Source organism: Lysinibacillus capsici, assembly GCF_020217405.1.
Taxonomy (GTDB): domain Bacteria; phylum Bacillota; class Bacilli; order Bacillales_A; family Planococcaceae; genus Lysinibacillus; species Lysinibacillus capsici.
Window position 1 is genome coordinate 1,687,625 of the sequence record NZ_CP084108.1, and the last position, 12,377, is coordinate 1,700,001.

The window sequence follows — 12,377 nt, forward strand, 5'->3', positions numbered from 1 at the left end:
GGCATCCAGTTTGTTAACGAAAAAACAGTGGGGGCATTGTCTAGAAGAAATGGATCGAATGTTTCCCGATGCACATTGTGAGCTCGTCCATGACAATGCTTTTGAGCTAACGATTGCCACATTATTATCTGCACAATGTACAGATGTACTAGTCAATAAAGTAACGAAAACCTTATTTCAAAAATATAAAACACCAGAAGATTATTTAGCTGTTTCTTTAGAGGAATTGCAACAGGATATTCGTTCTATTGGTCTTTATCGCAATAAGGCGAAGAACATTCAGGCTCTATGTCAACGTTTACTAGATGAGTATGGTGGTGAAATCCCTGCAACACGTGAAGCCTTGGTGACATTACCAGGTGTAGGACGAAAAACGGCCAATGTTGTGCTTTCAGTAGCCTTCGATATTCCAGCACTTGCAGTGGATACCCATGTGGAGCGGGTATCCAAACGCCTAGGGCTCTGTCGATGGAAAGATTCGGTGCTTGAAGTGGAAGAAACGATTATGAAGAAAACGCCAATGGAGAAATGGTCAAAAACGCATCACCAATTAATTTTCTTTGGACGTTATCATTGTAAGGCCCAAAATCCTGGATGCCGTACTTGCCCTTTACTCAACGATTGTCGTGAAGGGCAAAAGCGTTTAAAGAAAGGCCTGGTGAAGGAAGCGTGAATAGTGAAGCCATTGCAAAAGAAAAAGTAGATGCATGGTTTGCCCAATGGACTTCTCTACAAGCCGCTATCCATAAAGCACATGATGCAAGAAATGGACTGGCAAAAGGGCTAATGGAAGATGCCATCGAGCTATTTGAACAACTTGTGCAAGCTGCAGGCGATGAAGTGCTACCGATTAATGGTGTTGAGCGACTAGCCTTTATTAAAGCTAAGCCAGGTCAATATGCATGCTATCGTCAACTAGATGAGCTATTTAAAGAAACGAAAAAGCGCACAGCACGACTGCGAATTCAAGCTAGTAAAAGCTAAAGTGGATGGATAAGTATAAGATAAAGGATAGGACGCGAAAAGTGGCGGATAGATCGTGTAGAGTGGTGGATAGATCGTCAAAACTGACGGATAGCCTCAGAGCCTTCATCAATAAAAAAACCGAGAAGCAGTTCATTCACTGCTTCTCGGTTTTTTTCTTTATTCTGAGCTTTGGTCTTCTTCATTTGGGTTGGTAGGCTCGGTAGGAGGTGTTGGCTGCTGATTTCCATCATTATTGCCATTGTTTCCACCATTGCCGTTATTTCCATGCCCATTGCCATTTCCGTTATTACCATTATTATTGTTGTTATTGCCGTTGTCGCCATTGCCATTATTGTTATTACCTTGATCATTGTCCTCTTGACCAGGATCAATCGGTAAATCGATGTCTGGTTTATCTGGATCTTCCGTTTCCAAATCTTCCTCAGGGGTACTTGTAATCTGGAAGGTTGTTGTCCCAGGCTCACTGCGTGTGCCGTCTACAATGGCTACGACAGAGATTGTATAGTTACCATCTTCAAGCGTGTTAGCAACAGTTAAGCCTTTCGTGTCTGCTGTGCCAAGGATAACCGTTTCTCCACCTTCACGTGTGGCAGAAACTTCAAATGAAGTTGGTAATGGTTCATCGGTTTCTGGATTTAGGATGGCATCATGTTCCCAAGAAATATTGATCGACTGTGCTCCTAAATCTAAGCTTGCTGAAACATTATAAGGTGTAGATAGCTCTGGGGCCTCATAGACCTCAGAAACCTCTGTTGGTTCAGTTCCGCGAACGAATAACTCTGTTTGACGTAGTTCGCTAGGTGTATAGTCACTTGCCAATCTTAAAGGATTAGAGCCTACTTCCACCGTTGCTTCTACAACAGTACTTGGCTTTTTGAAGCTAGCTGTCTCAACATTTGCTGAAATCTCTTGCATAATTGTCTTAAATAGGTTTTGTGGTAATCGACGTTCTTCCCAGGTTGTAATTGGATCAAAGTGTTTTTCATAGCCACTCCATATAGCGATGGAATAGTTAGTTGTGTAACCAGCAAACCATGAATCTGGCACACTTGTATTCGGTAAATTATATTTGTTAAAGTCTTCTGCTGAATAGTTAGTTGTACCTGTTTTACCTGCGATATCTAAGCCAGGCACATTGGCTGCAGTTCCTGAGGCATCAGGCTTATTGCCGACTACATCACGTAGCATGTCTGTTACCATGTAAGCCGTATAATCATTCATAGCCACTTTAGACTCAGGTGTATAGTTTTTAGACGTTTTACCATCACGATAAACAATTTTTGTAATCGAATGCGGATCTGTATAGACCCCGTTATTACCGAAAGCAGCATAGGAAGCTGCCATTTGAATAGGAGAGATAGTAATAGCACCACCACCAATTGCATCGGACTCATAGAGGTTTTCTGTTTCTATCCCTAAACGTCCAACAAATTCCTTGGCTTTTTCTGTGCCAACCTCCTGTAATGCTTTAACAGCTGGAACGTTTCGTGAAGCATATAATGCTTTACGTGCAGTCATAGCACCCATATATCTGCCATCCCAGTTTGTGATTGTTTGCTTTGTGTTTGTATAGTTCATTGGTTCGTCGACAAGTGTTTGACCTGTAGACCATTTTAAATATTCAATTGCTGGCCCATAGTCGACTAACGGTTTCATTGTGGAACCTGGTTGATTATTTGTTAAGTCCTCGGCATAATTCCAGCCACGTTCTGCACCATATTTACGACCGCCACCAACGGCTTGAATGGCACCAGTTTTTGTATCAACGACCGCCACACCTGACTGAATTTCTTCAGTTGGGAAATTACTATCATCATTCATGACATTTTCTACAACTTGTTGAGCATTTGGATCAAGTGTCGTATAGACTTTGATTCCTTCTGCCATTGCCGAACCGTCACCATTATTTTCTAATTCATTAATAACAATATCCAAGAAGGCATCATATTTGGAACCTGCAAATGATTGACGTGTTGCATCATCCGCTAAACCTGATTGAACTTCTGCTTTTTTTGCTTCTTCCATTTCGGCTTTAGAAATTTTTCCGTGTTGATACATTAATCCTAAAACGGTATTACGTCGTTTTTTTGCAAGCTCAGGGTTTTTTAATGGATTATACGCATTTGGTCGTTGCACTAGCCCTGCTAATAATGCTTCTTCATCTAATGTTAAATCTTTTAATTCTTTACCATAGAAGTATTGTGCGGCTGTGCCGAAGCCATAGATACGACCTGACATAAGCATTTTGTTGAAGTACATTTCAAAAATTTCTTCTTTTGTATACTTACGCTCTAATTGGAAGGCAAGCCATGCTTCCTGTGCTTTACGCTTTAATTTCTTCTCGTTTTGTAAAAATGAGTTTTTGACTACTTGTTGTGTTAAAGTTGATGCACCTTGCGCACCAAAGCCATCACGGAAGTTTGCAAGGATTGCACCGCCTAGACGATAAAAATCCATACCATGATGCTCAAAAAAGCGTACATCTTCTGTAGCCAGAATCGCATTGATCATATCTTCAGGTATATCTTCATATTTTATATATTTACGGTTTTCAGCACCGATTGTTGCAAATAATTCACCGTTTTTATCGTAGAACTCTGAAGAAACAGGATCTTTCAGTAATTCTTCATCGAGCTCTGGAGCCGTGCTTGCATAGAAGGCAAATAATGCAGCTCCTCCAATTAAACCTGCTACACCGATTGCTAAGACTGTTAAAAAAATGCGTTTAAACCATGACTTAGCGGATGAGGCTGGTTTCGTTTTTTTATTTTTATTTTTATTTTTTTCAGCGAGAGCTTTTTGATGCTCTCCACGTGTTCGACGACGTTCAGTCATTCTTATTTCTCCTCACTTTCAGACCCGTAGCATTTTGCATCAATCAATTGTTGGATAATGGGTAAATAATCGATACGCGGATAATAGCTCGTAGGAATTTCATATGCCTCTTCTTCGATGATCGAAAAGGGTATCGATTTACGATTGCCATTTTCCATTGCTTGCCAGGCCTTTTGTAAAACTTTATATGGCACAATAAAATATCGTTCAAAAGCCGAAAAACGAACGATAATAAAAGCCACACCATTTTGTTCCGTCACTTGCTGCATATGTGTCATTTGATGCTCATGAATATTTTTTAAGGGGAAACTTGTTTTGGAAGCAGTTTCCTTTGCATCAAAATCGATATAATGCCCTTTCCAAACACCATTGTAGTCGGTTGTAGAGGGTGTTCGAAAATAAGCTTCACGAATGACAGCAGCACTTCGTGAAGGGTACTCTACTTTGACGATTTGCACAGGAACAGGTTTCTTATGAATGATAGCAAGTCGCCTTTTTATATAATAGTCGTTTGCTTCATTAATTTCATCTTCTAGCGTCTTCCCTCGATTACTAAAAGATAAATCTTTGTTTTTGCTCTTTTTTTCTGTTTTCTGTACAGAAGCATTTGGGGTATACAATTTCCCGTTTGGATAACGAATTGTCATTAAACTCACCCTTTACCTTACTGCTTTTCTATCCACTAGTTTACCATGTTTTCATAGCTGTTCTCTACCTCCATCATTCATGAAATTGTTACTAGAATAGTAGAAAACAAATGGTAAGTAGGAATAATTTGCGTCGAAAAATCGCCAGCTTTATTCTTACTAGAATCGTCAAAATAACTGATAAATTTAAGTAGGTCATTGGGATGAAAATATACTCACACAGTGACCTTTCATTCCTGACGATTTTTTTTGTCAGAGGTTCACTATTAAAAATTTATCGAAAATCTTCTTCTTTCAGCTAACTTACGCTTATTTTGTCACGCCTGAAGGTAATTCTATACATACGAGGAATACTAAAGTTAAAGCAAAGGAGGCGTTATTTTGAACAAGTTAGAACAATTAGTTGCGCAGTTAGATCTGGTCAATCAATTACTTTTCACGAGAGTGTCACTGGAAAACAATGCTCATAGTTTGCATTTTTTTATGCAACTTAAAGCGGTTAGCCAGAAAGTAAGCTTAGCAGAAAAGAACTGGCAAGTAAAGAATGCTTGTTCGCCTATTAGTAGTGAAAAATCATAGACTTTGGTACACTTATCTCATAAGCAATTGAACTAACGCAATAGCATGAAGATTGATACATTATTATCCACAAAGGTGTGGTAAATAGGTGTCATAAACAGTGATATTTCCATAGCTGGCGTGCTGGACAAGACATACTTTCCATGTATATGCCGTCACTACGAAATATATTTGCTATGTGTAATTGTTGAGAGATGAGGTGCAAAATTGTTAGTTATCCAGCAAACATCCAAATTAATAGATGAATGTGATCAGTGCGTTTCACGTTTTTGGCAAATGCGTGAGGAAGATCGAACACCTGATTTTTTTCAAGAGGTAAAGCCACATGCAGATGTAATCCATCAACTTTTGAAGGAATGGCAGCAAGAAGCCAATAAATGGATTCAAAAAAATCGACCGAAATACATGCATACGCAACAAATTGCTTCAGCCGTTGAATCGATGGAGCAATTTGTTGTGCAATCTTTTTATAAAGAAACAAGTAAAAAACGTTTTTTAGATGCCATTCATTCTACTTCCTATACATTGAAAATATTTGAACGATTAGTTAAGGAGGGAGAAAAGGATGCTATCGAAGAAACGAACGATTAGTGAGCTTTTACATGAGTGGAGATATGATGAAGAACTTAAAGAGCGAATCTTACATTGGCAAACATTAGAGGGGCGTCCAGCTAACTATGCACCATTTCCTAGGAATTTACATCCTTCTTTAATGAAAGCCCTACAGGCAAGAGGTATTGAGCAGCTCTATACACATCAGCGAGAGGCATTTGATTTGGCACAGCGTGGTACGTCTTTTACAGCAGTTACGCCAACTGCTTCAGGTAAATCCTATTGCTATCATCTGCCAGTGCTACAAAAAATAATGGAAGATAAAAATGCACGTGCCATTTATTTATTTCCAACAAAGGCACTGGCACAGGACCAGAAAAATGATTTGAATGAACTCATTGAGCAAAGCGGTGAGGAGATTCTAAGCTATACCTATGATGGAGATACAGCTCCTGGCATTAGGCAAAAGGTTCGTAAGGCAGGGCATATCGTGATGACGAATCCTGATATGCTTCATTCGGGGATTTTGCCACATCATACAAAATGGGTTTCACTTTTTGAAAATCTACAATATATTGTGATTGATGAATTGCATACATACAAAGGTGTGTTTGGTTCCCATGTGGCACATGTTATTCGGAGATTAAAAAGAATTTGTGAGTTTTATGGGAGTAAACCTGTATTTATTTGTACATCGGCTACCATTAAAAATCCCCAAGAGCTTGCTGAGCTGCTTACGAATGAATCACACATGCTCATTGCTGATTCGGGTGCTCCAGTTGGTAAGAAAACCTTTCTTTTTTACAATCCGCCGATTATTCATAAAACATTTGGCGTACGTAGAAGTGCTGTATTAGAAGTAAGTGATTTAGCTAAAAGGTTGTACACGGCTGGCATTCAATCCATTATTTTTGCCAAAAGCCGGGTACGAGTAGAAATGATTGTAACCTATTTAAAGGAACTTACACGTAATAAGCTGCTCGATGAATCTGTACGTGGCTATCGAGGCGGGTATCTGCCATCTGAGCGACGTGTCATCGAAAAAGGCTTGCGTGATGGGACCATCCAAACAGTAGTTAGCACCAATGCATTAGAATTAGGTGTCGATATCGGTCAATTACAAGCATGTATTATGACAGGTTACCCAGGAAATATTGCGAGTGCTTGGCAGCAAGCAGGACGTGCAGGGAGACGTCAGGATGAAGCATTGATTATTTATGTTGCGCAATCTTCCGCGTTGGACCAGTATGTGGTCAATCATCCACTATTTTTACTAGGCAGTACACCAGAGGAAGCACGTATTTATCCAGAAAATATGCTGATTTTAATGGATCATTTGAAATGTGCTGCCTTCGAGCTACCTTTTTCAACAGGCGATACGTATGGAGAATATGACATACAGGAATTGTTGGCGTATTTAGCAGAGGAAGGGGTAGTTTTTAAGACGAGTGATAAATGGCATTGGATGAGTGATCGTTTCCCGGCGCATGATATTAGCTTACGTTCAGCGTCACAAGAAAATGTAGTCATTATTGATCTTACCATTCCTGCACAGACAAAGGTTATTGGTGAAATGGATCGACATAGTGCCATGACACTCTTGCATGAAGAAGCCATTTACTTGCACCAAGGTATTCAGTTCCAAGTAGAGAAGCTTGACTGGGAGGAAAAGAAAGCCTATGTGCGTGAAGTAGATGTAGATTACTATACAGATGCCAATCTAGCAGTTGAAATGAAAGTTTTAGAGGAAGATCGTAACCGTTCATATGCAGGTGGTACAATCTGCTTTGGCGATGTTGGCTTAGTAGCACAAGCAACGATTTTCAAGAAAATACGCTTCGGCACACATGACAATATTGGCTCAGGACCTATACATCTACCGCCAGATGAAATGCATACAAGTGCTTCGTGGCTATCGTTTACAGCACCAGATAAATGGACAGAGGAAGAGCTAACAGATGCTATGACTGGAGTAGCTTACGCGATGAATGCCTTCATTCCTTTGTTTATTCAGTGTGATAGTAGTGATGTAGCCGTTGTACCGCAGGTGAAGGCCACACATAATGAGCGGCCAACATTTTTTGTCTATGATAAGTATCCTGGTGGCATCGGCTTAAGTGAAAAGGTATATGAACTATGGGAAGAGCTAATCATGAAAACATATGAGCATGTTACAAATTGTGCATGTGAATCGGGCTGTCCTTCCTGTATTGGGGCACAAGAATCATTGCTTCAAACAAAAGGAAAGGTAGCTAAATTACTGCAACAATTAATGGCATAGTAAACTGAGGGTGAGGAACGCCAATTTGTTCTTTCACCCTCTTGTTTGTATTCATGGTAAATCGATTTTTAACGAAGAATATTTTGAATGAGGTTAACAATCATGATACTCTTGCAAGAGAGATGTCTTATACAATAAGCAGAAAATGAGTGAAATTCATGTCTTACGAAAATAAAATATTACAAATGAAAAAAATGCTGGGAAAAAAACCGATGTCCGCCAAAAAAGTTGAAGAACCAGCGTTCCAGAAACCTGCTAGGCCAAGCTACACAGAGCAATGGAAACAGGCGGGATTAACGGTTGTTGAAAATGATTTCGGCATCGTATTTAAGCGACAGGTAAGCTATCCGTTTAGCTATCGGCATGGACATTATCAACTGCAATCATTCTTTGAAGCCCTGAAAAAATGGCAAGATGCTGAATTTGATCATCCTTATGCGCTCGATATGGAAGAGTCCGTCTTATTTTTTGACACGGAAACAACAGGTTTAAAGGGTGTTGGGACCCATATTTTTTTGCTTGGATTTTTAGAAGTAGCTGAAGAATCCTTTATCCTCACACAATATATTATGGCAGATCCTGCACATGAAGCAGCCTTCTTATTTGAATCCAAGCTTTGGCAAAAGTCAGCTACTGTGATTACCTATAATGGGAAAAGCTTTGATTGGCCACAGCTTGAAACACGATGGACATTGCATCAAAAAACCTTACCAAAATTACGCTCTCAGCGACAGATCGATTTGTTGCATAGTTCGAAGCGTTTATGGAAAAATGATATGGAGCGCTTAAAATTAAAATCTGTAGAGGAAGAAAAGCTTGGTTTTTCGCGTAAAGGGGATATTCCAGGCCATCTCGCACCTATTATTTATTTGGATGCAGTAAAAAGTGGCATTCCAGATGCACTTATAAAGGTTTTGCATCATAATGAGTGGGATTTACTATCACTTATTACACTGTATAGTCATTCTACGTTTTTATTGTTCGAGCAGGACCATGAAGAATCGGCAAAAACTTTCACCAACATTGGGAAATGGTATGGTGATTTAAGAGAAAGCACACAAAGTGTGAGGATTTTAGAAAAGGTAACATCCAAATTTGATGCGCTAGAAGCGGGCCATGCTCAATATTATTTAGCTTTACAGCACAAGAAGAATAAACGCTATAGTGAAGCTATTGACTCATTCGTGGCCTCCCTTCATTTTGTTGAAGCAAGAACAAAGTTACATGCCCTTGAGCAGCTAGCCATACTTTATGAGCACCAAATGAAGGATTATGAGCAGGCCCTTTATTATACGCAAGAAGGCATACGTCTCATTCGAAATAATGGGCAATGGAGAGCAGAACAAAAACAAAAATGGGAAATTTCTTGGGAAAAGAGACTGCGAAGATTAGGAAATAAGAAATAAATTCGTGGGTAAGCGCGTGAAACGACAAGTTTAGCCTTACAATTAGTATTTTCAGACGATATAATGTGATGAAGTATGCTATAATGTATTCGTGTATGTAGTGTGAGGAAGGGCGATGTGAATGGATATTAAATTAACGTCAAAAATGATCCTTGAAAAGGAATTTAAAAAGAACTTTAAAGGCTACAATGTAGAAGAAGTAGATTCTTTTCTTGATGAAATTATTCAAGACTATGAAACGTTTGAAAAAGTGGTGGCCCAACTACGTGAAGAAAATAGACAGCTAAAAGAAGAAATTGAAAGCACACCTAAGAGACAACCGGTTGCTTCAGCGGCAGCTGGTACAACGAATTTTGATATTTTAAAACGTCTTTCTAATTTAGAAAAACATGTATTTGGTAGCAAGCTGTACGAATAAATTTAGTCATTTATATTGTATTTAACATAAAACTCTAGTATAATCTTTCGTATCATCACGAAATTCTGGTAATCGCTGCGGCGCTAGACGTCGTAGAGGAAAGTCCATGCTCGCACGGTTCTGAGATGACCGTAGTGTTCGTGCTTACTGAAAAAATAAGGTAAGGCAGCTATTAAGGCTGACGGCGGAAGGAAAACCTAAGTCCTCTGGATATGGTTGACACTTCCTGAAAGTGCCACAGTGACGAAGCTTGCTTGGAAACTTGCAAGGTGGAACGAGGTAAACCCCACGAGTGAGAAACCCAAATTATGGTAGGGGCACTCTCTAGAAGGAATTGAACGGATAGAGGGACAGAGTTTGCTCTGTAGATAGATGATTACCACCTGATCGTACGAGGCGCAAGCTGTTTGAGTACTCAGGAACAAAACATGGCTTATGGAATTTTTTGATGCTTATCTACGAAATAACAAGCGCTCTCCAATTCGGTGGAGAGCTTTTATTTTGAATTCATGAGGAAAAAGTAACCTTGTTAATCAAGTCTTGGTATGCGCTATATGTTTGAGAAGTATCGCTACCGCTTCTAAGTCACAACATCTGAAAACGGTTTTCGCATCAATGTGATGTATTGATCTTGACTGCTCACATATTTTGTAATGTAAGCAAACGCCAGGAACAACAACCACCTCTTTAAATGGTTTATCAGTTGAAGGTGTATGGTTACCTGTTTATCAAGAGAATGCCTTGGCGATTGTCATAGACTTACTTGAGGCGCTTTTCGAGCAAGTTCGAAAAATCTGGACGCATTCTTTGCACGAAAGAGAAGCGTCAGTGACAATTACACCGAGCGTAATAGATTACATAGTGGTTGGCCTGACGTAAATGCCCTTCTGAGAGGGAGTATAGAGAGATAGGATGGAGCGGAAACATGAACGGAGTAAATAATTGGGAAAGTACGGATAAACTGAAACTGATATCTAAATATCCGACTACCTTAATACTTAAAATCTTCGAAAATGTATCTGAAGGTATCATGATTACTGATAAATACAAAAAAATAGTAATGGTTAATCCTGCCTTTGAATTTGTGACAGGCTATACATGTGATGATGTGGTTGGAAAAACGCCAGCCGTTTTACAATCTGGTGTACATGAATTGCCGTTCTATTTAGAGATGTGGGAGCAGATACGACAAGAAGGCATTTGGCAAGGTGAGATATGGAATCGTCGTAAAACTGGAGACGTATATCCTGAATGGTTAACAATTGTTTGTGTAACCAACGATGAGGGTGAGGTTACAAATTACTGTGGTATTTTCACAGATTTGTCTGAAAGAAAAATAGTAGAAAATGAATTAGAAAAGCGTTTGCTCACGGATTCATTAACAGATGTATCCAATCGTTTTGCCTATATCGAAAGAATGGATAATCTTTTGGAATCGACTTCTGCTATTTCTCATTCAGTGCAGCATGCGATCTATTTCTTAGATTTGGATCGGTTTAAGCAAATTAATGATACATTAGGCCATGCTGTTGGAGATTCAATTTTAATAGAAGTAGCAAATCGACTAAAAAAATTACTGAAAAATAAAGATATTATTGCAAGATATGGCGGAGATGAATTCGTCATTACACTAACGAATGTGAAAAATGTGAAAGAGGCTGCAAAATTTGCTGAACAAATTATTAGTAGTATTGAACAGCCAATGATGATAAATGATCAGGAAGTTTTTATTTCAACGAGTATTGGTATTAGCGTTTATCCAGTTGATAGTAAAAACACAGAAGAACTGATCAATTGTGCAGATAGAGCGATGACTTATTCAAAAAAGAATGAATTAAACGGCTATTCCTTCTATTTTGATGAACTGCAAACAGACGCACAACGAGTGCTATTGCTAGATTCTGAGTTAAGAAGAGCAATAGAAAACCGTGAATTTGAGCTACATTTTCAGCCAAAGATTTCTATGGAAAATGAGCAAATTCAAGGTTTAGAAGCACTAGTCCGCTGGAATAGCGAGAGGCTAGGCTTTGTTTCGCCTGCTGAGTTTATCACTTATGCGGAGGATACAGGTCTAATCATTCCATTAAGTGAGCTTATTATCGAAAAAGCATGTGAGGCAGTCATTCAAATGCGACAATATGGTTGGAAAACACCTGTCGCCATTAATATCTCGAGCATTCACTTTAAACAGCAGAATTTTTTGGAGTCGATCCAAACAATATTAGAGCGCTACAATATGCCAGCTAACAATTTTGAAATAGAAGTGACAGAGCGAACGGTGATGAACAATGCCAATGAGACAGTTAGTAAATTGGTTCGTTTAAAACAATTAGGCTTTAAAATCTCAATCGATGATTTTGGGACTGGCTATTCATCCTTAAGCTATTTAGTTCGCTTCCCATTAGATTGTTTAAAAATTGATCGTAGCTTTATCCAGCATATTGGATCACTCGATGAAAAACAGGCGGTTGTAGATGCGATTATTCAAATGTCCCATCGCTTAAAAATGAAAGTTGTTGCAGAAGGTGTAGAACAAGCACAACAAGTGGATATACTACGTAAAATGAACTGTGATATAATCCAAGGCTATTATTACAGCAAACCACTCCCATTAAACGAATTGATGGAGTTTATGGAGTATTGGGAAATTGAGCATCAAGGAAGGAAATAAT

10 protein-coding genes and 1 other RNA gene are annotated in these 12,377 nt (G+C 39.1%); 9 read left to right on the forward strand and 2 right to left on the reverse strand.

The window, feature by feature from the left end; all coding sequences use genetic code 11:
• Window positions 1-10: 10 nt before the first annotated feature.
• Entirely contained in the window at window positions 11-673 is a 663-nt protein-coding gene (nth, locus tag LCP48_RS08000; protein WP_004232836.1) for an endonuclease III, read from the forward strand.
• Window positions 670-984: a YpoC family protein gene (locus LCP48_RS08005; RefSeq protein WP_004232838.1), complete on the forward strand. Its 315-nt coding sequence runs from the start codon at window positions 670-672 to the stop codon at window positions 982-984. The genes nth and LCP48_RS08005 overlap by 4 nt, the downstream gene beginning before the upstream one ends.
• Before the next feature lie 159 nt (window positions 985-1,143).
• Here the strand turns inward: LCP48_RS08005 and LCP48_RS08010 are convergent, their stop codons facing one another.
• Together LCP48_RS08010 and recU are read right to left on the reverse strand one after the other, a co-directional pair.
• Entirely contained in the window at window positions 1,144-3,822 is a 2,679-nt protein-coding gene (locus LCP48_RS08010) for a penicillin-binding protein 1A (RefSeq protein WP_004225566.1), read from the reverse strand.
• 2 nt (window positions 3,823-3,824) lie between these two features.
• Window positions 3,825-4,469 (reverse strand): Holliday junction resolvase RecU, encoded by a 645-nt coding sequence (gene recU, locus LCP48_RS08015; protein WP_004225567.1) that lies wholly within the window; start codon window positions 4,467-4,469, stop codon window positions 3,825-3,827.
• Window positions 4,470-4,850: 381 nt separating this feature from the next.
• On the opposite strand from recU, the gene LCP48_RS08020 reads away from it, so the two are divergent.
• From LCP48_RS08020 to LCP48_RS08050, 7 genes are all read left to right on the forward strand, one after another.
• Window positions 4,851-5,048, forward strand: coding sequence for a hypothetical protein (locus LCP48_RS08020; RefSeq protein WP_004225568.1), 198 nt, complete (start codon window positions 4,851-4,853; stop codon window positions 5,046-5,048).
• Window positions 5,049-5,255: 207 nt separating this feature from the next.
• The gene (locus tag LCP48_RS08025; RefSeq protein WP_004225569.1) at window positions 5,256-5,639 is read left to right on the forward strand and encodes a YppE family protein; all 384 of its coding nucleotides are present in this window, start codon (window positions 5,256-5,258) and stop codon (window positions 5,637-5,639) included.
• Window positions 5,614-7,881 (forward strand): DEAD/DEAH box helicase, encoded by a 2,268-nt coding sequence (locus LCP48_RS08030; protein ID WP_004225570.1) that lies wholly within the window; start codon window positions 5,614-5,616, stop codon window positions 7,879-7,881. Before LCP48_RS08025 ends, LCP48_RS08030 begins: the two co-directional genes overlap by 26 nt.
• A gap of 158 nt (window positions 7,882-8,039) precedes the next feature.
• Window positions 8,040-9,287, forward strand: a complete 1,248-nt coding sequence (locus tag LCP48_RS08035) for a ribonuclease H-like domain-containing protein (protein WP_004269306.1) — start codon at window positions 8,040-8,042, stop codon at window positions 9,285-9,287.
• A 121-nt stretch (window positions 9,288-9,408) separates the two neighbouring features.
• A complete protein-coding gene (gene gpsB / locus LCP48_RS08040; protein ID WP_004269307.1) occupies window positions 9,409-9,705 on the forward strand; it encodes a cell division regulator GpsB in 297 nt (98 codons plus the stop codon).
• A 60-nt stretch (window positions 9,706-9,765) separates the two neighbouring features.
• Window positions 9,766-10,146: RNase P RNA component class B (rnpB, locus tag LCP48_RS08045), an RNA gene on the forward strand.
• A gap of 484 nt (window positions 10,147-10,630) precedes the next feature.
• The gene (locus tag LCP48_RS08050) at window positions 10,631-12,376 is read left to right on the forward strand and encodes a GGDEF domain-containing phosphodiesterase (protein ID WP_004269308.1); all 1,746 of its coding nucleotides are present in this window, start codon (window positions 10,631-10,633) and stop codon (window positions 12,374-12,376) included.
• Window position 12,377 lies beyond the last annotated feature (1 nt).

Excerpts from the sequence above, each read along its gene's own strand:
- LCP48_RS08050 (WP_004269308.1), top strand. The coding sequence starts at position 10,631 with ATGAACGGAGTAAATAATTGGGAAAGTACGGATAAACTGAAACTGATA.
- LCP48_RS08035 (WP_004269306.1), top strand. The coding sequence starts at position 8,040 with ATGTCTTACGAAAATAAAATATTACAAATGAAAAAAATGCTGGGAAAA.
- LCP48_RS08010 (WP_004225566.1), bottom strand. The coding sequence starts at position 3,822 with ATGACTGAACGTCGTCGAACACGTGGAGAGCATCAAAAAGCTCTCGCT.
- LCP48_RS08030 (WP_004225570.1), top strand. The coding sequence starts at position 5,614 with ATGCTATCGAAGAAACGAACGATTAGTGAGCTTTTACATGAGTGGAGA.
- gpsB (WP_004269307.1), top strand. The coding sequence starts at position 9,409 with ATGGATATTAAATTAACGTCAAAAATGATCCTTGAAAAGGAATTTAAA.
- recU (WP_004225567.1), bottom strand. The coding sequence starts at position 4,469 with ATGACAATTCGTTATCCAAACGGGAAATTGTATACCCCAAATGCTTCT.